Origin of the sequence: Blautia sp. MSK17_66, assembly GCF_020538025.1 — a bacterium.
Classification (GTDB): domain Bacteria; phylum Bacillota; class Clostridia; order Lachnospirales; family Lachnospiraceae; genus Blautia_A.
The window spans coordinates 31,960-53,554 of sequence record NZ_JAJBNQ010000005.1 but is presented as its reverse complement, the minus strand read 5'-3'; the positions used below and the strand labels follow the sequence as shown (position 1 = coordinate 53,554).

The 21,595-nt window shown below is 44.8% G+C and carries 21 protein-coding genes and 1 pseudogene; 1 reads left to right on the top strand and 21 read right to left on the bottom strand.

The features are described from left to right. Positions 1 to 9: 9 nt before the first annotated feature. From LIR34_RS04040 to LIR34_RS03940, 21 genes and pseudogenes are all read right to left on the bottom strand, one after another. A complete protein-coding gene (locus tag LIR34_RS04040; RefSeq protein ID WP_330659928.1) occupies positions 10 to 909 on the bottom strand; it encodes a polyprenyl synthetase family protein in 900 nt (299 codons plus the stop codon). Then, entirely contained in the window at positions 887 to 1,102 is a 216-nt protein-coding gene (gene xseB, locus LIR34_RS04035) for an exodeoxyribonuclease VII small subunit (protein WP_173902049.1), read from the bottom strand. Before xseB ends, LIR34_RS04040 begins: the two co-directional genes overlap by 23 nt. Then, positions 1,090 to 2,301 (bottom strand): exodeoxyribonuclease VII large subunit, encoded by a 1,212-nt coding sequence (gene xseA, locus LIR34_RS04030; protein ID WP_173902048.1) that lies wholly within the window; start codon positions 2,299 to 2,301, stop codon positions 1,090 to 1,092. Before xseA ends, xseB begins: the two co-directional genes overlap by 13 nt. 123 nt (positions 2,302 to 2,424) lie before the next feature. Then, positions 2,425 to 2,817: pseudogene (nusB, locus tag LIR34_RS04025) on the bottom strand (transcription antitermination factor NusB); the annotation flags it as partial. A gap of 56 nt (positions 2,818 to 2,873) precedes the next feature. Beyond that, a complete protein-coding gene (locus tag LIR34_RS04020; RefSeq protein WP_161284154.1) occupies positions 2,874 to 3,260 on the bottom strand; it encodes an Asp23/Gls24 family envelope stress response protein in 387 nt (128 codons plus the stop codon). Positions 3,261 to 3,336: 76 nt separating this feature from the next. After that, entirely contained in the window at positions 3,337 to 4,926 is a 1,590-nt protein-coding gene (locus LIR34_RS04015) for a peptide chain release factor 3 (protein ID WP_173902046.1), read from the bottom strand. A 157-nt stretch (positions 4,927 to 5,083) separates the two neighbouring features. Further along, positions 5,084 to 5,848 carry a SpoIIIAH-like family protein gene (locus tag LIR34_RS04010; RefSeq protein WP_173902045.1) on the bottom strand — a complete coding sequence of 255 codons (765 nt, stop codon included), beginning with the start codon at positions 5,846 to 5,848 and terminating at the stop codon, positions 5,084 to 5,086. A 10-nt stretch (positions 5,849 to 5,858) separates the two neighbouring features. Continuing rightward, entirely contained in the window at positions 5,859 to 6,113 is a 255-nt protein-coding gene (locus LIR34_RS04005; protein ID WP_265107702.1) for a hypothetical protein, read from the bottom strand. Then, positions 6,091 to 6,732 (bottom strand): stage III sporulation protein AF, encoded by a 642-nt coding sequence (locus LIR34_RS04000; protein WP_161284151.1) that lies wholly within the window; start codon positions 6,730 to 6,732, stop codon positions 6,091 to 6,093. The genes LIR34_RS04005 and LIR34_RS04000 overlap by 23 nt, the downstream gene beginning before the upstream one ends. A gap of 38 nt (positions 6,733 to 6,770) precedes the next feature. Continuing rightward, positions 6,771 to 8,006, bottom strand: coding sequence for a stage III sporulation protein AE (locus LIR34_RS03995; RefSeq protein WP_173902044.1), 1,236 nt, complete (start codon positions 8,004 to 8,006; stop codon positions 6,771 to 6,773). Next, positions 8,003 to 8,389, bottom strand: coding sequence for a SpoIIIAC/SpoIIIAD family protein (locus LIR34_RS03990; protein ID WP_161284149.1), 387 nt, complete (start codon positions 8,387 to 8,389; stop codon positions 8,003 to 8,005). The genes LIR34_RS03995 and LIR34_RS03990 overlap by 4 nt, the downstream gene beginning before the upstream one ends. A gap of 12 nt (positions 8,390 to 8,401) precedes the next feature. Continuing rightward, positions 8,402 to 8,596 carry a stage III sporulation protein AC gene (spoIIIAC, locus tag LIR34_RS03985; protein ID WP_161284148.1) on the bottom strand — a complete coding sequence of 65 codons (195 nt, stop codon included), beginning with the start codon at positions 8,594 to 8,596 and terminating at the stop codon, positions 8,402 to 8,404. An 18-nt stretch (positions 8,597 to 8,614) separates the two neighbouring features. Then, positions 8,615 to 9,151 carry a stage III sporulation protein AB gene (locus LIR34_RS03980; RefSeq protein ID WP_173902043.1) on the bottom strand — a complete coding sequence of 179 codons (537 nt, stop codon included), beginning with the start codon at positions 9,149 to 9,151 and terminating at the stop codon, positions 8,615 to 8,617. Further along, complete coding sequence (gene spoIIIAA, locus LIR34_RS03975) at positions 9,145 to 10,101, bottom strand: stage III sporulation protein AA (RefSeq protein WP_202017268.1); 957 nt, start codon at positions 10,099 to 10,101, stop codon at positions 9,145 to 9,147. The genes LIR34_RS03980 and spoIIIAA overlap by 7 nt, the downstream gene beginning before the upstream one ends. 81 nt (positions 10,102 to 10,182) lie before the next feature. Next, the gene (locus LIR34_RS03970) at positions 10,183 to 10,737 is read right to left on the bottom strand and encodes a 4'-phosphopantetheinyl transferase family protein (RefSeq protein ID WP_320442957.1); all 555 of its coding nucleotides are present in this window, start codon (positions 10,735 to 10,737) and stop codon (positions 10,183 to 10,185) included. Continuing rightward, positions 10,734 to 12,563 carry an ATP-dependent helicase gene (locus LIR34_RS03965; protein ID WP_173902042.1) on the bottom strand — a complete coding sequence of 610 codons (1,830 nt, stop codon included), beginning with the start codon at positions 12,561 to 12,563 and terminating at the stop codon, positions 10,734 to 10,736. Before LIR34_RS03965 ends, LIR34_RS03970 begins: the two co-directional genes overlap by 4 nt. Before the next feature lie 11 nt (positions 12,564 to 12,574). Continuing rightward, entirely contained in the window at positions 12,575 to 14,023 is a 1,449-nt protein-coding gene (gene gltX / locus LIR34_RS03960) for a glutamate--tRNA ligase (protein WP_161284145.1), read from the bottom strand. Between the two features lie 64 nt (positions 14,024 to 14,087). Continuing rightward, positions 14,088 to 14,321 (bottom strand): acyl carrier protein, encoded by a 234-nt coding sequence (acpP, locus tag LIR34_RS03955; protein ID WP_161284144.1) that lies wholly within the window; start codon positions 14,319 to 14,321, stop codon positions 14,088 to 14,090. A gap of 106 nt (positions 14,322 to 14,427) precedes the next feature. After that, positions 14,428 to 15,669 carry an FtsW/RodA/SpoVE family cell cycle protein gene (locus LIR34_RS03950; protein ID WP_244092183.1) on the bottom strand — a complete coding sequence of 414 codons (1,242 nt, stop codon included), beginning with the start codon at positions 15,667 to 15,669 and terminating at the stop codon, positions 14,428 to 14,430. Between the two features lie 122 nt (positions 15,670 to 15,791). Then, positions 15,792 to 18,638 (bottom strand): hypothetical protein, encoded by a 2,847-nt coding sequence (locus LIR34_RS03945; protein ID WP_173902041.1) that lies wholly within the window; start codon positions 18,636 to 18,638, stop codon positions 15,792 to 15,794. Positions 18,639 to 18,689: 51 nt separating this feature from the next. Beyond that, a complete protein-coding gene (locus tag LIR34_RS03940; protein ID WP_173902084.1) occupies positions 18,690 to 20,759 on the bottom strand; it encodes an efflux RND transporter permease subunit in 2,070 nt (689 codons plus the stop codon). Positions 20,760 to 20,973: 214 nt separating this feature from the next. Here LIR34_RS03940 and LIR34_RS03935 point away from each other — a divergent pair, with 214 nt between their 5' ends. Further along, positions 20,974 to 21,588: a TetR/AcrR family transcriptional regulator gene (locus LIR34_RS03935; protein WP_173902040.1), complete on the top strand. Its 615-nt coding sequence runs from the start codon at positions 20,974 to 20,976 to the stop codon at positions 21,586 to 21,588. The last annotated feature ends 7 nt before the right edge of the window (positions 21,589 to 21,595 follow it).

Below are 21,595 nucleotides of genomic sequence, written 5' to 3'. Positions count from 1 at the left end.
ATCCCTCTTTCATTTTCTGCGGCTGGCCATCTCCATAATCAATGCCGTCAGAAATTTATTTTTGTTGCTTAAGTTTTCCAGAATGGACTGTGCCTGCTCTGAAAACTGCAAAACCTGTTCAGATGCCTTCTCTACTCCAAACAGCGTCACATAGGTAACCTTATGATTCTTTTCATCACTGTGAACCGGCTTGCCCAGTTCCTGGCTACTACTTGTGACATCCAGGATATCATCCTGGATCTGAAATGCCATTCCTATAGCAGAAGCCGCTTTCTCAATCAGGGCTGTCTGCTCCTCATCTGCTCCGCCAAGAATGGCCCCCGCCATCATGGAAGCCTCGATCAGTGCCGAGGTCTTGTGTTCATAAATATAATCCAGCATTTCTCTGGATATCTCTTTGCCGTCATTCTCAACGTCCACACTCTGTCCGCCAAGCATTCCGTGGATTCCTGTCTTTTCTGACATGATCTTCAGTGCGCGGATCACCCTGTCGGTATCAGAAGTCATCTCGAAAGTCTTAAGCATCGTCTCATATGCATAATTGAGCAGACTTACTCCGCTCAGAACACCCATGGCTTCTCCATAGACTTTGTGTGTGGTCAGTCGGCCTCTTCTGTAGTCATCATTGTCAATCGCCGGAAGATCATCATGGATCAAGGAATGCGTATGGATCATCTCTATCCCTGCCATAAAAGGTTCGGCAAGCTGTTCGTCCTCTCCAAACATCCGGAAGGTTTCCAGAAGAAGAATCGGTCTTAAACGTTTCCCGCCGGCGCACATGCTGTAATTCATCGCCTCTGCCATTGTCCTGGCAAAGCCGGATTCCTTCGGAAGCCATCTGCGTATTACTTTCTCTGCGTATTCTGTTCTTATCTGTAATTCTTCTTTAAAATTCTCGTAATGTTCCATCCTCATCCATCTGGAGCATCTTTTTTTCTACTGTGTCCAGTTTGTCACTGCAGTATTTAAGAAGCTCCATTCCTTCTTTATAAAAACGAAAAGAATCCTCCAGGGATGTTTCACTGTTTTCTAATTTCACAGCAAGATTATCCAATTCCTGAAAGACCTCTTCTATTGTCTTTGCTTCTGTTATTTCTGCCATTCTTCCCTCCTGCTGTCAAAAACTTCTGCCCGGATCACACCGTCCGTCACGGAAATCTCCACTCTGTCTCCCGGTTTGACCTGTTCGACAGAAGTAATCCCCCTGCCATCCTGATCTGCCACAAAAGAATAGCCCTGATTCAGCTTTGCCAGCGGCGACATTCCCTGATAACGCTCCAGGTAAATTCCCAGCCTGTGTCGATACTGCTGAAGCTTATTCTTCATCGCACTTCGCAGTGCATCATCATAGTCAGCCAGAATCTGTCTGTTATCCCGCAGACGACTCTCCGGACTCAGATATTTCAGACGCAGCTTATATTGCTCAAGACGCACCTTCTGGTATTCTATTCGCTCCCGCATATCCCGTCTGAAACGTTCTCGATAGTTATCAAGGGTGTGCATTACCTGTGCAAAATCATCTACTGCAAGCTCAGCAGCTGCTGATGGTGTCGGTGCACGCAGATCTGCTGCAAAATCTGCAATCGTAAAGTCCGTTTCATGACCAACTGCAGATATGATCGGGGTACGGCACTCGAAGATTGCCCTTGCAACCTTCTCTTCATTGAATGCCCAGAGATCTTCGATGGAACCGCCTCCGCGTCCTACAATGATCGTATCCACACCTGCCCCATCAAGCATACGGATACCCTGCACAATGCTGTCGGCTGCCCCGTCGCCCTGTACCAGTGCCGGATACAGAATGATCTGAAGATAAGGATTCCTGCGCAGAGAAATATTTCGGATATCCTGTACTGCCGCACCCGAAGGTGCGGTCACAACGCCAAGCTTCTGTATAAAACGTGGGATCGGCTGCTTATATTCCGGAGCAAACATCCCCATTTCTTCCAGTTCTGCCTTCAGAGCAAGGAATCTCTCATAAAGTGCACCTGCCCCTTCCAGCGTAATCTCTCTGGCGTACATCTGGTAGCGTCCGTCTCTCTCGTAGACATCCACCGCACCGCCGACTACAACACGGTCACCATCCTTCATTCGAAATGCAAGACCTCTTCTCTGCCCTGCAAACATCACACAGGAAAGCAGACCTGTCTCATCCTTCAGTGAAAAATAAATATGCCCGCTCGGATGATATTTACAGTTTGATACCTCACCCTTGACATATATTTTCTTGAGGATATAGTCCTGCGTAAACATATTTCTGACGTAACGGTTGACCTGTCCTACAGAATAAATTGTTTTCATTTAATTAGAACTTTCTTCTGTCTCTGACTCCCCGGAAGCCTTCTTTGATGAACGGATAATGATCTTGGCCTGATGAGCAGGACGACGCTTCTTAGGTGCTTCCCCTGTTTCTTTCTTACCACTGGCAATTTTACCAAGAATTCCGTTTACGAAGGAACCTGAGTCCTCTCCACCAAACATCTTGGCCAGTTCTACTGCCTCATTGATGGCAACACCGACCGGGACATCCTCATCAAATTTCATTTCATATACAGCCAGACGAAGTGCTGTCAGATCCACTCTGCTCATTCGGGTGGTTTTCCAGCCGCGGCTGTAGTCATTCAAGATCTGGTCGATCTCTTCCAGATGTTCCAGAATATGCTCATACTTCGCCTGCATTGCCTCCTGATCCTTCTCTTCCAGTTCTCCAAGTGTCTCAAAGTACATGGATACCTGATCTGACATTTCATCCTCTGAATTAAACTGTGTCATAAACAACAGCTTAAAAATATGTTCTCTCTGTTCGCTTCTTCGCATGATTCCTCCTAAGACAATATCCCTGACGGGACTTTTATAAAGAAAAAAGGAAAGAGTTACTTTCCTTTTTCGTTTTCCATATCAACACCTGCAATGCGGATATTTACGTCTGCAACTTCCAGACCTGTCATGTTTTCAATGGACGATTTAACCTTTTCCTGAACTTTCTTGCTGACTGCAAGGATATTCCTGCCAAATTCAATATTCAGTGTCAGGTCCACAGTAACAACTCCCTCAAGGACTGTCACCTTAACTCCCTTGGAAAGATTCTTCACTCCAAGTTTGCTTACGAGCTCATTAGTGATGTTTCCCCCCATGGATGCAACTCCCTCAACTTCAGTAGCTGCAAGTCCTGCGATGACGGTTACAACTTCATCCGCAATATTCACCTCACCAATTCCTCCTACATCCTGTAATTTATAGGTTGTTCTTTTTTCTGCCATTATGACTCCTCCTACGGACTCCGAATCTAAATTTACATAGGTTTAGTATATCAAATCTGTACAAAAAATAAAAGGTTTATTTACTGAATTCTGTCAATACCAGATCCGGATTACGGTCTTCTGTCATTCCGATACTCCATGCATTGACAAACAGAAGAAGCGGATTTCCTTTAAGGTCTGTAACCTTCTTCATATCAGAAGTTCCTGTGATCTTAGCCACATCAACTTCTTCTTTGTTTGCGATCCAGCGGATATGCTCATATGGAAGATTTTCCAGTCGGATTTCTACGTTATATTCATTTTCCAGTCGATATTTCAGAACATCAAACTGCAGAACACCTACAACACCTACAATAATCTCTTCCATACCTGTGTTAAATTCCTGGAAGATCTGGATGGCACCTTCCTGTGCGATCTGGTTGATACCCTTGACAAACTGTTTACGCTTCATGGTGTCAAGCTGACGTACACGGGCAAAATGCTCCGGTGCAAAGGTCGGGATTCCCTCGAATGCAAATTTACGTCCCGGTGCACAGATCGTATCTCCGATAGAAAAAATACCCGGGTCAAAAACTCCGATGATATCTCCGGCATACGCTTCATCTACCACATGACGGGACTCTGCCATCATCTGCTGAGGCTGAAGAAGACGCATTTTCTTTTCGCCTTGGACATGATAAACTTCCTGAGATGCGTCGAATTTACCGGAACAGATACGCATAAATGCAATTCTGTCTCGATGAGCCTTGTTCATATTTGCCTGGATCTTGAATACAAATGCAGAGAAATCATCAGACATCGGATCTATTTCTCCCTCATCTGAAATTCTTGGAAGAGGAGAGGTTGTCATCTTGAGGAAATGCTCAAGGAAGGTCTCCACACCAAAGTTTGTAAGAGCAGAACCAAAAAATACCGGTGTCATGTTTCCCCTGCTCACCTGTTCCTGGTCAAACTCTACAGCAGCACCGTCCAGAAGCTCGATCTCATCCATGAGCTGTTCTCTCTGATCCGGATCTACGATAGCGTCAAGACGCTCATCGTCAATATCGATTTCTTCGATCACACCCTCTTTGGTTCCCTTCTGTGTATCAGAGAAGGTCAGGACCTTGTGTGTGTTTCTGTCATAAACTCCACGGAATTTCTTACCGGAACCAATCGGCCAGTTGATTGGACAGGTCGCAATTCCAAGCTCTTTTTCTATTTCATCCAGAAGATCAAACGTATCATTTGCATCTCTGTCCATCTTGTTGATAAAAGTAAAGATCGGGATATGTCTCATGACGCAGACCTTGAACAGCTTTCTTGTCTGTGCCTCAACACCCTTGCTTCCGTCAATGACCATGACTGCAGAATCCGCTGCCATCAGAGTACGGTAGGTATCCTCTGAGAAGTCCTGATGTCCCGGAGTATCCAGAATGTTGATACAATATCCATCATAATGAAACTGCAATACGGAAGAGGTTACGGAAATACCTCTTTCTTTCTCTATTTCCATCCAGTCAGATACTGCATGGCGGGCGGTTGCCTTACCTTTTACACTGCCTGCCAGATTGATCGCACCTCCATACAGCAGAAATTTCTCTGTCAGGGTTGTCTTACCGGCATCCGGGTGAGAGATAATGGCAAAAGTTCTTCTTTTTTCTATTTCTTTCGCATACTTAGACACGTTTTTCCTCCTGTCTATTATCCTATTTCCAATTTCTATACAACTTTTTATTTTATTATAGAGTGTGCCTGACTGTCAAGAAAAAAAGGAACGTAAACTGCTGGCTTTTGCAGCTTACGTTCCTTCTTTCTGATCTGTATTTATTTACTATAGAACCTCAATCATAAATCCCCTCTGTCTGGATCACCTGATCTGTCGCTGTCTCCTGGTCTTCGTATGTAGTGTCTGTTTCGTCCGTGCTGTCATAAGCGGCCGTCTCGTCAGCATTTTCTTCTGCCTGTAAACTGTCTTCTTCTGTGTCCGCAGTCTGATCCAGTGGTGTGATCACAATATTTTCTGCGGCAATTCCTGTTTTTCGTTTAATAATATCCTCAATCTGGGCTCTTTTTGCATCTTCAAGATCTGCCTCCGGGACAACCACATCTGCAGTTTCACCGGTAAGGTTTACCACAGTGTTTTCGAATCCCTTTGCCTCCAGGAGCATTTCTGCAGCAGCTTCTTTTTCTGATACTTCTGTCATCTCTACCATAGTATTGATCGCCGTCTGTTTCTGTTCATCATCAATATCTGCATTGTTGATGATCTCCTGCAGATCAGCCTTGCTCTGAGAGCGCACCTGCTCACGGGAAAGCTTCGCCTGTGCCGCAAAGCCTGAGGCGCCGGTAAGCACAGCCTCTCCCGGCGTTGTCGTATCCGTATCATCTGCTGTATCGCTTAAATTATTCTGGCTGTTTTCTTCTACGAGTGCACTCTCATCGCTGATGTCATAATCCACCTGATCCAGAATACTGCTGCTGTCTGCACTCGCTTCTTTGTCCCTGAATCCCAGGTCTACATCTGCAAAATTCAGATACCCGGCCACTGCGATCAGAATAGCCAGCGAAGTAATGATCACCTGATTCCTTTTTATGACTTTTTTCACTTTGCTCTCCTCATTTCATTTTGATTATTTTTATTTTATGGGCTTCAATCTGAAATAATGCCATTACCGCCTGCTGAATTTTCTGCACAACCACCGGATCTGCCGCCCCTTCTGCCGCGATCAGAACCCCTTTAACCTCAGCTTCTTCTGACTGATAGATTCCCTGCTGCTCTCCTGTCATCAACATTACTTTTACCTTCCCGGCTCCTTCCATACTTTCCAGAATGTCCTGCAGTTTAAGCTCAAGAGTAGATTGTATCTCCACCGTACTCTGTGTATTGTCCTTCAGTAGAGTACTCTGTCGGGCTGTACCGGTCTTCTGCGATACCGGAAGTGCGATCACCGACAGAAGAAGCCCCAGAAGCAGAAGCACGATCCACTGCTGTTTTCCCAGCTTCTCCCGTAAAAATCCTGATATTCTGCTCTTTGATCCCGAATTCCTGTCGGAGTTCATCCTTCAGCCTCCCTTCCTGTTGTAAGTCCAGGCTCTGTCCTGCTGTCAGACTCACCGATATCTGCTCCCCTTCTATATCTACGATGACTTCCTGTATTTTTATTCCTTTTTCTTCGCATTTTTTTGTGATCTGAGATGTAAGTTCCTGCTCGAAGCCTTTGCGGATATAAAATCCCTGCAGGTTCTGCGTCTCCTTCTTTTCAAGTACTGAAACTTCCTCATTATAATTTCTCGAAAAATCTTCGATAACCGCACCACTGTTTTTTACAATAGAAAGCAGGGGTACAGACAGAATATAGATCAATAAAAGCCCCATGAAAGATCTGATATATCTCTCATATTTTTTATCCGGTATCAATTGAAGCACTGCTGTAAATAAAATATAAAATGCCGCCAGAGTCCTGACCCATTGATAGATTTCTGCCTTCATCTTTTATTTCTCCTCTTTTATGTCCCTGACAGCCGGCATCATCGCTGAATTCCCGCCATCAATACCAGAAATGCCAGCATACACAACACTTCCGCAGTAAAAAGGATCCGAAGAAGCAGTGCGCACCCTTCCCCCATTGTACCAAGAGCTCTTACCATACGCCGGTCAGAAACCGGCTGTGCCACCGCTGCAAGCAGACGATAAAGAAGCGACAATATCCCATAATGCAGCATCGGTCCTGCACCGATCAGAACAAACACTACAAGAATCACAACTCCCAGACAATTTCTGACCAGAACCGCACTTGTCACAACCAGTTCTGTGACCATGTTCACTGCATTTCCCACTCCCGGAAGTGCCCCTGCCGCTTTTGACAGAAGCCCTCTTTTTACTGAATCCATGACCGGTGCCACCAGGTTCCGGATGATCTGCAGCCCCACCACTGCTGCAAGAAGTGATTTTAGTCCCCAGGAAACTGCTGTGTTCAGCAATTCTGCCATTTTTCCCAGCATTTCCTCTCTGGAAAGTGAATTTACAAGCTGCAGAAGGACATACATACCGGATGCCGGAAGAAGTACCGTCAGAAGCAGCCACTGTATTCCCCACACCATGAGCAGCACGCCTTCATAAAAAACAACCGCTGATGCCGCACCAGAAGCGGCACAGACCGTCATATAATATGCCGGTGCCAGTCCTTTCATCATCTCCGTCATCCAGGAGATTGTCTTTTCCAGCGAACTGCTCATCTTCGAAAAAGAATCCATCAATATAGTAAAAAACAACAGATAGACTACAAAAAAGCTAATGTCCCCAATCTGGTTATTTTCAAATACTTCTGCAAAACTTGTAAAGACTGCTGACAGCAATATCAGAAGAATCAGTTTCACAAAAAGCTCTTTTTCCTGATCCAGCTGATAAAAGAAAAAACGGTACACAAATTCCTGTACCGCTTCTTTTGAAAATGCCCGTTCTCCTCTGGTAAGCTTTATCAGTACCTCTTTCATGGAAAAACTGTCTGCCCCCATAAAATCATCCAGCATCTTCTGCACATCTGCAAGATTGATCTCCTTAAGAAGTTCCTCCGCCGTTTCTGTTTCATCCAGGCTCAGCTCATCCGTATCCGATGGCTGTGTTTCCACTGTTTTCTGATCTTTCAGACCTTCTCCGCTGTCCCCATAAGCTTTTACTGTCTGGCGTCCCCCTGTTTCCAGCCACAGCATAACAACGAAAACGAAAAACATCCTCCGAAACCATATTCGTATGTTTCTTTTCATGTCATAAACTCCTGTATCGTTTCGAGCAGTGCCAGAAGGATCGGAACGCTCTGCACCAGAATTGCCAGCCTGCAGAACATCTCAATCTGTGCTGCTGTCGACTGATGCCCGGCATCCTTACAGATACCTGCCGAAAACTGTCCGATATAGGTGATCCCGATCATCTTGATCAATGTTGTAAGATATTCCTGCGTGACCGGAAGGCTGTTTCCCAGTTGTCTGAGTGTTCCAAAAAGGTATTCCAGTTTCCCTACAGCCAGTCCAAGGATCATGATTCCAATCCCCATCGTGATAAACGCTGTATATTCCTGTCTGGTTTCTTTCAGAAAAAAGCAGAGTATGACACCACAGATTCCCAGAAGTGAAATTTTTATTATATCCATCTTTCCTCCTGCTTACAGTACAAACAGCTTCTGAATATCCACAAACAATTCATAAATGTAGGGTACTATCCAAAACAAAACTATAAGAAGACCTGCGAGGCTCACCAGAAATGCCTGCTCGTCCCTCCCGCTGTGTTTCAGAATCTGAGAGAGAATGGAAACCAGGATTCCGACCGCCGCTATTTTAAAAATAATGGTAACTTCCACTCTTGCCCCCTCCCGTTCTTACCAAAACAATACTGCAAGCAAAATTCCTCCAAGGATTCCCAGGCTCTGGCAGATTTTTTTCTGTTCCGGCAGTTTTTCTCTGAGTTGTCTCCGGCGTTCTTCTGTTTCTGCTTCCAGAAGTTCGATCTGACATATCTGCTGCTCTCGGTCGAGATATCCAAGTCTTCTTCCCAGTGTCTGCAATATCTCAATTCCCTCTTCTTTATTCTTATGAGCCCCGGCAAAATTTTGCAGATAAATATTTTTTTGTATGCAGTGCTCCAGTATCTCTGTCAGATTGCTGCCGCCGCTGCCTCTCATCTCCTGTGCCGCATCCAGAAGAATTTTTGAAAATGATCCTTCAATCTTTCCCGCAATCTCCCCGAATGCCTCCGAAAGCGAACTGTTCCCGCAGCGTATCTCCCCTTTCAGCAAAAAAAGAATCTGAAGCAAAATCTCCAGGTTCTTTTCTCTTTCTGTAAGTTCCCGGCTTCCTGCATATCCGATTCCTGCTCCACCAAGAATCATACACAGCGCTGCTATAAGCTTCAGCATCTTCTTCCCTTTGCGTCATAGATTCCTTTTATCACGCCGGTCTGATTTCTGTCGCCGAGAACAATGTATTTTTCAAATATTTCCATTTTTTTGAGTTTCTGAAAAAGAGGCTGGGCCAGAATATCCTCCAGCGAATTTCCATGTGCTGTTGCGATCAGCCGGCAGCCACAGTAGATCACACTTTCAACCGCCCGGAAATCTTCTTCCCGGCCAAGCTCGTCCACTGCCACCACATCCGGAGACATGGATCTTACAAGCATCTTCATGCCCTCTGCCTTTGGACAGGCATCGAGAATATCCGTACGCATTCCCAGGTCATTCTGCGGAATTCCCTGCCAGCTTCCGGCAAGTTCACTTCGTTCATCTACCACTCCCACGGTCACACCCGAAATTCCCTCCCGTCCATTGCTGAGCTGACGGATCACATCACGGAGAAGCGTGGTCTTGCCTCCCCTTGGCGGAGAAATGATCAGGGTATGTGCGATATGGTTCTGCCTCTGTATATATGGCATCACTGCATCTGCACAGCCCGGGAGCTGATGCGACAGGCGGACATTGATACAGGAAATATACTTCATCCCTTTGATACGATCTCCATTCAGAATCACCTTGCCGGTGACACCAACTCTGTGTCCGCCCTGCACACTTATATATCCCTGACGGATCTCATCCTCATATGCATACAGCGAATAGCCGCTGATATACTCCAGTGTTTCCTTAAGATCCTGCCGCGTTACCAGGTACGGCTCATGTCCCTTTATCCGCAAAAACCGTTCTCCTCCCGCATAGATCAGAAACAACGGCCTGCCGACCCTGAGTCTGATCTCATAGAGGCAGTTATAATCCGGCTTCGCCTCAATGAGAAGTCTGCGGATATTTCCTGCAAACAGATTCTGAATATTTTCCCCGTCGATCGCCCTCACCTCTTTACAGTTAATATATGTGGACAATCTGTTTTTAGTACCTCAAGCAGATATAAAAAATCCGTATACACCAGCATAACCTGTTATGTATACGGATTTTTACTCTGCTTATGGCAGTTGTATTTCTTCATGTACCCATCGAAGTTCCAGAGGATCGCGGGACCACACTGCTCCGCTGTAGCCTTCTTCCATTTCCAGCATCATATAAGAACCTTTGTCCATGGGAATCTTACGAAGATCTTTGGAAAGGCCTTCTCCTGTCCACTTGATATATGCCTCCCGAAGCACCCACTGAACAAAGAATGCCTTTTCCATCTGGTCACTCTCAAGGATCTCACGCACCATGTCTGCCGGGACCATTCTGTTCAGCATTCTCTCGTAGTTGACCTTCTTGTGTTCCTGAACATCAATGCCGACTTCCTCCCCCGCGATAATGCACATCACATACTTACCGGAATGGCTGATATTGTAATGGATCTTTGGCTGCAGGGTCAGAAACGGCTTTCCGTGTTCTCCTGCTGCTCGCGGCTCGAATGCAAGTTTCAGGCCATATTCCTTATAAAGCCCCGTCGCAAGCAGTTTCTCTCCGATCATATGCCCCATGTTCTTGTGGAGATATTTCTCCGGAACCTCTGTAAAATAAATCACTGCTTTCATACTCATATGTGCACCTCCTCCAGAAAGCGGGAAGGCTCCCGTTTCTTCTCATGCTGCTGTCTCACGTAACACAGATCAAGTTCTTTCCTGGCGCGGGTCATTCCCACATAAAAAAGTCTCCGTTCTTCTTCGATCGCCGGTTCCAGGACTGCTTTCTTATACGGCATGCTTCCTTCATTTACATTCAGAATGTATACCTTATCATATTCCAGTCCCTTAACGCCATGAAGTGTTGAGATCAGAACGCCTTCTCTCTCCTGCTCCTGTTTCTTCGCCTGCTCTTCCAGCTTTCCGGTGTAATCCTCTATGTAATCTTCCCATTCTTTCAGGCTGTCCATTCCCTTCGTACTGTCCGTCAACCGATCCAGGATTTCACTTAGTTCCTCTGGCTTTATTTTACGATATTCTGCGTATTCCCGCAAGTATTCTTCGTATCCCATTCCCTTTCGGATAAAATTTATTGCCGCAAACGGAGAGAGTCCTTTTAGTATCCGAAGATGTGTTTCCAGGGTTGTCAGCCGGTCGCACATCCAGTCCTTATCCTTATAAAAATCCTTCAACTGTTCAAAGGAAATCACAGGTGATAAAGACACTGCATCCCTGGATATATATCGGTTTGGCCGGTTCATAAATTCCACAAAATTCTTCCGGCTTTCGTCTCCCGACGCAAAACGCAGGTAGGCCAGAATATTTCTGCATATCCAATGATGAAACAGATTTGGCAGTTTTTCTTTCATGTTGAAAGGAACCTGTCGTTCCATCAATGCCCCTACCAGCCCCTCTGCCTCCTGATTCGTGCGCAGAAGGATCGCCGTATCTTCCAGCTTATCTCCTCGTTCCATCCGCTCCCTGAGTTCTGATACAACTTCCAGATATTCCTCCCTTGGGTTTTCAAATTCACGAAGCTTTACCGGAGCCCCTTCCGGATTCGGTGTCTGTAAATGTTTCTGGAATCTCTTTTTATTCGTTCCGATCACCTGCATCGCCGAAGAAAGAATTTTTTTGCTGCAGCGATAATTCACATCCAGGGTTACGGTTTCTGCAGCCGGATAGTCTTTGGTAAAATTCAGCATGATCTCCGGTCTTGCGCCTCGGAAATGATAGATCGACTGGTCATCATCTCCCACAATAAAAAGATTATCCTGCGGTTTTGCAAGAAGCTTTACGATATCATACTGCAGCTGGTTGATATCCTGAAACTCGTCGACAAGAATATACTGGAATTTATTCTGCCATGCCGCCAGAATATCCTTACGCTTATCAAACAGCTCATAACAATAAAGGATCATATCATCAAAATCCAGCTTTCGTCTTGCCTGACAGATTTTGATATATTCCCGGTATATCTGACGAAAAACTTCGTCCGGGCAACAGGAAGAATAATAATATTCCAGCGAAATCCTGTTTCCCTTGACAACGCTTATCTCCTTCGCGACTTCTTCCGAAAAATCCCCTTCCTCTGCCAGATCTCCACCATAATTCATGGCAAGTTCCCTGAGAATTGCCATTTTTTCCTCTTCCGCCAGAATATTTGCGGCAGTAAAACCATATGCCTGTTTCAGGATACCATAAAAAACGCCATGGAAGGTTCCAAATGTAATTGGAGTATATTCCTGACCGGTAAAATTCAGAAAACGCTCTTTCATTTCTTTTGCCGCCGCTCTGGAAAAGGTTACAACCAGAATATTAGCCGGAGAAATTCCGCCTTCCTTTGTCATATATGCAGTTCTTTCTACTATTACGGAGGTTTTCCCCGAACCGGGGCCTGCCAGGACCATCATCGGTCCTGACAGGTGGGCGATCGCCCTTTGTTGAGATGGATTACGTTTCATATATCTGCTGATCAGCTGAGTTTCTCAATAGCTGCTTTTACACGTTTGAGTGTTTCTTCCTTGCCGATGATCTCCATGATCTCAGTTGCACCTGCCGGTGTCATCTGCTTGCCAGATACCGCAGTACGGAGCGGCCACATAACATAGCCATTCTTGTATCCTTTTTCTTTGACAAAGGCGCTTAAGGAAGCAAACAGCGGGTCATTTTCATACTCTTCCTGTGCTTCAAGAACCGGAAGAACTTCTTTGAGAACTGCAAGAGAGGTTTCCTCGTTTGTCTTCATCTTCTTGTGACAGTACATTGCAGAATCATACTCCGGTACCTCCTCAAAGAAATCGATCAGTGCCGGAATATCCGGAAATGTTTCGATTCTTGTCTGAACCATTCCTGCAATCTTACGGAAGTTGTAGTCTCGTTTCAGAACCTGCTTCATGTATGGAAGTGCTTTCTCATAGAAAACTTCCGGATCCATTTTCTTAATGTATTCGCCATTCATCCAGCGAAGCTTGGTGATATCAAATACGGCTGGTGATTTGCTGATATGATGATAATCAAAAGCCTTAACCAGTTCCGGAAGAGAGAAGATTTCCTGGTTGTCCTGCGGGCTCCAGCCAAGAAGAGCTACGAAGTTTACGATTGCCTCTGTCACAAATCCCTGCTCCAGAAGATCCTCATAGGAAGAATGTCCGGAACGCTTGGAAAGCTTCTGATGCTCTTCATTGGTGATCAGCGGACAGTGAACATACACCGGGATCTCCCATCCGAATGCTTCATAAATACGATTGTATTTCGGTGCAGAAGAAAGATACTCATTTCCTCTGACAACATGGGTGATTCCCATCAGATGGTCGTCTACAACGTTTGCAAAATTGTAGGTCGGATATCCGTCTGATTTGATCAGGATCAGGTCTTCCATTTCCTCATTATTGACTGTGATATCTCCATAGATCACATCATGGAAAGTAGTGGTTCCCTCTGTCGGCATATTAAAACGAATAACATGTGGTTCTCCTGCATCCAGACGACGCTGAACCTCTTCTTTGGAAAGCCTGAGACATCTCTTGTCATAAATAGAGATTTCCTTGCCAGCCACCACACGCTTCATAGATTCCAGTTCTTCCTGTCCACAGAAGCAGTAATAAGCATCTCCCTGCTCGATCAGCTGCTGTGCATATTTAAGATAAAGTCCGGATGCCTGTCTCTCACTCTGCACGTAAGGACCTACACCGCCATCCTTATCCGGGCCTTCATCGTGAAGCAGTCCTGTACCTGCCATGGTACGATAGATGATATCCACTGCTCCATCTACATAGCGCTCCTGGTCTGTATCCTCGATTCGAAGGATAAAATCTCCATCTTCGTGTTTTGCAATCAGGTATGCGTACAGTGCTGTACGCAGATTTCCTACATGCATCCTGCCTGTCGGGCTCGGTGCAAATCTGGTTCTGATCTTTGTCATTTCTTATTTCCTGCCTTTCAAAAATGTAAAACCCCTGAGACAATATGCCTCAGGGAGTATTTTATTATGCCTCAATGCCTCTGCCTTTAAGATACTCGATTACGTCTCCCACTGTTTCCAGGTCTGTCAGTTCCTCAGCAGGTATCTCAATATTGTATTCATCCTCCAGTGCCATAACCAGTTCAAACAGGTCAAGAGAATCTGCTCCGAGGTCATCCTTAAAAGAAGTATCTGCTGTAATTTCGTTTTCGTCGCAGTTTAACTGTTCTGCGATCATTTTTTTCATTTCATCTAACATTTGTATTCTCCTTTATCAAGTATACATTTTCTCTGCTTTGATGTGCAAAGTATATATTCTGGAAAACCATTTGTCAATAGATTTTCCATTATTTTAGAGACCCCTTTCAGGGGGCTTTAAACTTAATCTGACGCGACACACTTAAAGCCATTCCCATCTCTGCCATGAGGAACATGATCGAGGTACCTCCATAGCTGATAAACGGCAGTGTGACACCTGTATTCGGCATCAGATTCACCACAACCGCGATATTGAGGATCACCTGCAGTGCAATGTGGATAAAGACCCCGCTGACAAGCAGTGATCCGAACAGATCCGGTGCATTCTGCGCAATAAAAAACAGCCTGTAAAGAAGGTATGCAAACAGAATAAGAAGGATCACCCCGCCTACAATTCCCAGTTCTTCACATATAATAGAAAAAATCATATCATTCTGTGCTTCCGGTACACTTCCAAGCTTCTGAATGCTGTTTCCAAGTCCTCTTCCCAGAAATCCTCCTGAGCCGATCGCATAAAGTGCCTGAATTGTCTGATATGCGGCATCTCCCGTAGCATTCTCAGGATGAAGCCATGCAACAATTCGATTCAGACGGAAATCATCTGTCTTCTGCACTGTCTGACCGATAATAAGCACGATAATTGCCACAAAGAGAATTGCTGCACCAGCAATGATAAGGAAAATTCTGGTCTTTGGATGTGCCACAAAGATCATCCCTGCTGTGATGCAGAAAATGATGATTGCAGTACTTAAGTTATCTGTACAGACATATGCCAGCATTGCAAGAAAGGTACCCATCCCACCAAGTGTCATACAGGCTTTGAGTGAATTCATCTTCTTCCCCATATGAACGATCATATAAGAAAGACAGACGATCACAGCAATCTTGGCGATCTCCGCCGGCTGAAACTGAATCGGTCCGATCTTCAGCCATCTTCTGGCTCCGTTGGAAACCGTTCCGAGAGGAGTTCTTACCAGTATCATACTTGCTGCTGCCATGGCATAGAGAGCACCTGTAAATCTTGCCAAAATATGATAATCAAACAATGATATAAACAGTGCCCCTGCAATGCATACAAAACTGATCGCCGCCTGCTTCTTAAAGAAGTACATATCATCGCCAAATCTCAGTGTCGATGTATACGCACTTGTACTGTACAGCATGATCAGACCAAAACAGGTCAGCAAAATGATAGCAGCCACAAGACTGTAATCATAATAGTCCGGCTTCTCAATAAGCCGAGCCCTTAAGCTGTTTCCTGAGGTTGATTTTTTGTGGGAATGAGTTCCCGAGTTATTTTTGTTATATTTCGAAACCTGCATCGCTTTCTGCTGTTTCGCTTTTTCCATATTATCACCTGATACTTTCAAGCATGTTTTGACATCCTGCTATACAGTATAGCAGACTCCCTCTGGCTCCGCAAGCAAAAACAGGGAACGGTAAAAACCGTTCCCTAAATTTTTTTCTGTCATCACTTGTTGTCGATTGCCTCTGTTTCAATGACAAACTTCACATTTCCATCCATATTGTCAGATTTTCCGGTAAAGCTTGTATATGCATTTTCATCGGAACGAAGTGCATCCAAACGGTCCAGGACATCCTGAAGATCCTCGTTTACAACCTCATCAATCTTCTTGATTCCTTCGTCATTGAATTTCTTTGTTCCATCTGACAGTTCTTTGGCACCTTTGGCAAGTTTGCTGATTCCATCCTTGACCTGTGTGCTTCCACTTGACAGAGTACCGGTTCCGCTCACAAGCTGCTGTGTACCACTGGCAAGCTGGCTTGCTCCGCTGTTCAGTGTACCGCTGTTTGCAGAGAGACGGCTTGCTCCACCTGTAAGAGTACTGGTTGCACTGTCAATCTTGCTTGCTCCACTCTGAACCTGCTTACTTGCACTTGTGAGCTGATTTGCTCCGCTTGTAAGAGTTTTTCCTGATTTCTGAAGTTTATCCACACCATCTGTAAGCTGCTTATTGGAAGACTGAAGTTTCACTGCACCGGCTTTCAGTTCAGAAGCTGATGTCTTGGCCGTCTCATAACCTGCCTGAAGCTGATCTGCACCTTTTGAAAGTTCTTCTGCACCCTGCTGAAGTGCTGTCAGCTGTTTACTGTCTAACAGAGTACTTACCTCTGTCTGAAGTTCTGCTGTTCCTTCTTTTACCTGGGCAGATGCATTTGTCAGGGACTCACCTTCTCCGGTTCCGTTCGTGATCAGATTTTCTGCTGCTGTATCTAATGCCTCATTATTATCTGTAAGCTGTGTAAGTGCGGCATTCAGACCATCTGCCAGCTGTTTCGCCTGATTAAGGGAATCTGCCTCAGAATTCTTTGTATCTCCATTTTCCAGTTCATCAAGCCCTGCTGAAATCTGATTCAGTCCATCCTGAAGCTGAGACACAGAACCTGCTGCATTGCTCTGTGCACTGATCGCATCTGCGGCCGCCTGAACCTGTCCGGCCTGCTCAGAAAGACCGGATACCTGATCTGCATGAGCCTGCAAACTGTCAACACCACTCTGTGCTGTGCCCACACCACCGGAAATTGCTCCGATCGCACTCTGCACTGCACCGTTTACAGCGGCTGCTGTTTCTTCATCCATAGAAGAAGTATCAATGCTGCTTAAGATATCAATTGCTGACTCTGCACTTGCCAGACCACTTGCAATCGTTCCTGCATCTCCCTGAAGCTGAGCACCGGCACCGGCAGCCTCACTCACCGCACCGGCAGCTGCACTTACCTGACCTGCTACAGAATCATCTGTGGATGTCTCAAGAGAATCCGCTGCTGCCATTGCCTGTGCAAGACCATTTGCAACCTGTTCTGTCTTGCTGTTATCATCCTCACTGCCTTCTGTCATACTTCCAAGAAGTGCTGACAGCTGTGCCGACACACCCTGTGCCTGTGCTGCACCTGCAGTATAAGACTGCACACTGCCTGCAAACTGTGCGGCTCCCTGTGCATAGGCAGTTACAGAATCTGCATAAGTATTGATCTTTGTAACGGTATCAGAAAGCTTTCCTGCCATTGCTCCGGCTTTCTGTGCAAAAGCACTGATTCCTGCTGCTGCAGTCTTAACGCCTTTGGCACTCTCTCCTACGCCCTCAACCAGTGTTCCTATTCCATCAATATACTGGCTGATTCCATTTCCAAGCTTTGTTGAGCCTTCTACGTAGGCCTTCACTCCGCTTCCCAGGGTGTTCGTACCACTGATATAGGCTTTGGCTCCGGATGCCAGTGTATTTACTCCCGCATTATATTCTTTCAGTGAACTGGTCAGCTGACTTACTCCTGATGCATACTGTGTCACACCGGAGGCAAGAGTATCTGCCCCGGAAGTATAGGATGAAACACCGCTCTTGAGACTTGCTGCACCACTGTTCAGAGTGCTGACACCGCTTTTGAGTGTGGCAATACCATCATCCAGTTCTTTGTATTTCGTATCCAGTGTCGTAGTTCCATCGGAAAGTTCCTTAGCTCCATCTACCAGCTTTTCTGCTGAATCTGTAAGTTCTTGGATGGAATCCTTAAGATCATCCAGTCCGTCAATGTCACCTGTATCCAGGGAATCCAGAATATCTGTCATTCCAAAGGTAAATGTGGAGCTCATGCTGAAATCAGTAACATCTGCTTCCATAGTAAATCCTTCCGGAATATCAATATCAAGGTCTTTGTCAACACTCTTAAGGTCCAGACTGTCAGAAAGTCCAGGAAGACCAACACCGACTGCAATGTTTCTCTGTCCGTCAGAGAGCACCTTTCCATTGTCGATGGTCACATTTGTAAAATTGTCAACCGGAAGAATCATTGCTGTAACCATTACAAACGGAGAATACATATCTGTTTTCTTCTTGCCGACTTTTACTTCGTTTTTGGCATTGTTGGTATATTTTACTTCAATCTTAAGGTGTCCGCTCTTACCGGCCAGATCATCCGGACTTACCTGGACTCCATCCAAATAATAAGTAAGTTGTACAGATGCAGGAAGTTCCTTTGTTGTTGTTCCCTGATAATAAATATCCTTATCCTCTGTATTCCAGGTCAGCTCATCGCCATCCTGTTCAAAGGTTTCATCACCTTTGACATTTTTGATATCTTTAAGATCTGACACATCACTCAGATTTCCTGAGGATGCTGAATTTTTCAGCCAGTCAGATACTGTAATCTCCTGAGGAGTACCACTGGCCGAAGCATTTACATATACAGTTTCCTGTTTTGAGACACTGCTGTCTGCTGCCAGTACCGGCATCGTTCCCATAACGACAGCCATTCCTGTTGCCAGAGTAGCGGCTACTACTTTCTTTCTGTTTCTGTTCATATCCTTGACTCCTTTTCCAGCCCATAGGCTTCATTCATTTTCATTTAGGTTTCATTTTTTATCCGGCAAAAATCCCTTTGATGTATGAACTATAATCGGATCAAATACCATAAACATTGCCGGAAGTACAAGTAATACGACAATCGTACTGATCACTGCACCTCTTGCAAGCAGGGTACAGATCGCACCGATCATATCAACCTGTGAATAAAGAGCTACTCCAAAGGTTGCTGCAAAAAAACTGCATCCACTTACAATAATGGACTTCATGGAGAATTTATGTGCTATGGAGATAGCTTCCTTCTTTGTCTTGCCAAGATGACGCTGTTTCTGATAGTTGCTGGTCATCAGGATCGCATAGTCAACGGTTGCTCCCAGCTGGATAGCTCCGATTACGATACTTGCTACGAACGGAAGGGTTACTCCCTGATAATAAGGGATCGCCATATTTACAAAGATCGCAAATTCAATAACTGCCAGCAAAATGAACGGCAGAGAAATCGATTTGAATACAAACAGAATGATCACAAAGATTGCTGCCATAGAAAGAATATTTACTCTCTGAAGGTCAACATCCGTTGTATCCTGAAGGTCTTTCATCAGAGGAGCTTCTCCGATCACCATGGATTCCGGACTGTATTTTTTGACAATCTTCTGAATTTTATCCAGCTGTGCATTACACTCATCTGTTGCTGAGGAATACTCGGAACAGATAAACTGTACTTCGTAGTTATCCGACTGAAGCATTTCTTTGATATTGGAAGGAATCATGGATTCCGGGAATGTCGGTCCGATCAGAGAATTCATTCCCAGTGACCATTTCACTCCGTCAACCTTATCGATCTGATCCAGCATCTGTGTTTTCTCTTTGCTGTCCAGCCCGTTTTTCAGCAGTACCATATGGACAGTACTCATATCAAAGTCTTCCTTCAGTTTTTCATTGGATACGTTACTGTCCAGTGTAGCCGGAAGAGACTTGTCAATATTGTAATAAATCTGTGTATGGTTATTTCCGTAAACAGCCGGATACAAAAGAATCAGGAATATAAGAAGCCATACTTTATAATGCTTTGTGATAAATCCGGAAGGCTTATCCATACTCCTGATCAGAGGTTTGTGTTTTGTCTTCTCGATCACTCCGTCAAATACAAGGATCATTGCCGGAAGAACTGTAACACAGCAGATAACACCGATCACAACACCTTTCGCCATAACAATACCCATGTCACGTCCGAGTGCAAAAGTCATAACACACAGTGCAAGGAAACCGGCAATTGTTGTGACCGAACTTCCGGCTACAGATTTGAATGTATCGGCAATCGCATGTGCCATTGCCCGGTCTTTGGCATCATATTTTTTCTTATATGCTTCAAAGGAGTTCAGAAGGAAAATGGAATAGTCCATTGTTACACCAAGCTGAAGTACTGCTGTCAGAGATTTTGTGATATAACAAACCTCACCAAGGAAAATGTTGCTTCCCAGGTTATAAACAACTGCAAGACCTACACTAAGCAGGAACAGCACCGGAATTACCAGCGAATCCATAGCCAGAAGCAGAACCAGCAGAGACAGGCAGGCTGCGATCACAACATAGATTGGCATTTCCTGAAGTGCTATGTTCTTAATGTCTGTTACGACACCGGACATCCCACTTATAAAGCACTGTTCATTTGCAATCTTACGCATATCGGTAACTGCTTCCATCGCCGCATCAGAAGATGTTGTATCATCAAAAAGCGCGATCATCATGGTTGCATCACCATTGAAGAAGCCATCTTTGAACTTAGCCGGGATCATACTTACCGGAATGCTTAAGTCAGCCACACTGTCATACCACAGCACGTCCTTTACATGCTCTACATCCTGAAATTTCTCTTTTAATTTCGCTACGTCTTTCAGTTCCATATCTTCTACGACTACCATAGAGAATGCACCCATTCCGAATTCATCCACCATGATATCCTGACCTTCAACTGTCTCCAGTGAATCCGGCAGATAACTGAGGATGTCGTAATTAACTCTCGTTGCTGCCATTCCCAGGAATGACGGAATCAGCAGAAGCATACTGATGATCACGATCAGCACTTTATGCTTTGCTATCCATTTTCCAAACTTAATCATCATGTCCTCCTTATCGACTTTTTTTGTCATTTATGACTATCAGTCATTTTTTATTCCATAAAGAGTTATATACCAAAACTGACTCTTAGTCAATATACGATTCGCCCAAAGTGTCCAAAAACTAAGCTTCTTTTTTATTAATATTGACTTCCGGTCATTTTTGACTATAATAAATCACGGAACCAAAAATCAACAGTCCGGAAAGGAGATTCGTATGGGAAAACTGGAAATGAAAAAGCAAAAAAAGAAAGATGCTCTGTTCAATACAGCCTTTGAGCTTTTTACCACAAAAGGGACCAACCAGACGACGATCTCTGATATTGTAAATAAAGCAGGCGTTGCCAAGGGTACTTTTTACCTCTATTTCAAAGATAAATATGATATTCGCAACAAGCTTGTCTCTCATAAGACTTCAGAACTTTTTTATCAGGCCTACCGTGCGATCATCGAACAGGAAATCACAGGTTTCAGAAAACAGCTTCACTTTATGATTGATTTTATTCTGGATGCCCTGCAGAAAGATTCTTCTCTGCTGGTCTTCATTTCCCGCAACCTTTCCTGGGGTGTTTTTCAGACTGCACTGGAAGATCAGATTCCAAATGAAGATCTCATATTTTATGAAGCCTATCTGGAACTGCTCGAAAAAGATGAATGCACCTATGATCATCCTGATATGCTGCTGTTTTCGGTCATCGAACTTGCAAGTTCCACCTGTTACAGCTGCATCCTTTACCAGCAGCCCGTTTCACTTGACGAATACCTGCCATATCTTCATCAATCGATCGACGGAATTCTTGACAGTTATACACATAAAGAAGCAGAACTGTGATTTTCAT

Coding starts and splice junctions, on each gene's coding strand:
- LIR34_RS04040 (WP_330659928.1), bottom strand. CDS start 909: ATGGAACATTACGAGAATTTTAAAGAAGAATTACAGATAAGAACAGAA.
- xseB (WP_173902049.1), bottom strand. CDS start 1,102: ATGGCAGAAATAACAGAAGCAAAGACAATAGAAGAGGTCTTTCAGGAA.
- xseA (WP_173902048.1), bottom strand. CDS start 2,301: ATGAAAACAATTTATTCTGTAGGACAGGTCAACCGTTACGTCAGAAAT.
- LIR34_RS04020 (WP_161284154.1), bottom strand. CDS start 3,260: ATGGCAGAAAAAAGAACAACCTATAAATTACAGGATGTAGGAGGAATT.
- LIR34_RS04000 (WP_161284151.1), bottom strand. CDS start 6,732: ATGAAGGCAGAAATCTATCAATGGGTCAGGACTCTGGCGGCATTTTAT.
- LIR34_RS03995 (WP_173902044.1), bottom strand. CDS start 8,006: ATGAAAAGAAACATACGAATATGGTTTCGGAGGATGTTTTTCGTTTTC.
- LIR34_RS03990 (WP_161284149.1), bottom strand. CDS start 8,389: ATGGATATAATAAAAATTTCACTTCTGGGAATCTGTGGTGTCATACTC.
- LIR34_RS03980 (WP_173902043.1), bottom strand. CDS start 9,151: ATGCTGAAGCTTATAGCAGCGCTGTGTATGATTCTTGGTGGAGCAGGA.
- LIR34_RS03970 (WP_320442957.1), bottom strand. CDS start 10,737: ATGAGTATGAAAGCAGTGATTTATTTTACAGAGGTTCCGGAGAAATAT.
- LIR34_RS03965 (WP_173902042.1), bottom strand. CDS start 12,563: ATGAAACGTAATCCATCTCAACAAAGGGCGATCGCCCACCTGTCAGGA.
- gltX (WP_161284145.1), bottom strand. CDS start 14,023: ATGACAAAGATCAGAACCAGATTTGCACCGAGCCCGACAGGCAGGATG.
- acpP (WP_161284144.1), bottom strand. CDS start 14,321: ATGTTAGATGAAATGAAAAAAATGATCGCAGAACAGTTAAACTGCGAC.
- LIR34_RS03950 (WP_244092183.1), bottom strand. CDS start 15,669: ATGGAAAAAGCGAAACAGCAGAAAGCGATGCAGGTTTCGAAATATAAC.
- LIR34_RS03945 (WP_173902041.1), bottom strand. CDS start 18,638: ATGAACAGAAACAGAAAGAAAGTAGTAGCCGCTACTCTGGCAACAGGA.
- LIR34_RS03940 (WP_173902084.1), bottom strand. CDS start 20,759: ATGATTAAGTTTGGAAAATGGATAGCAAAGCATAAAGTGCTGATCGTG.
- LIR34_RS03935 (WP_173902040.1), top strand. CDS start 20,974: ATGGGAAAACTGGAAATGAAAAAGCAAAAAAAGAAAGATGCTCTGTTC.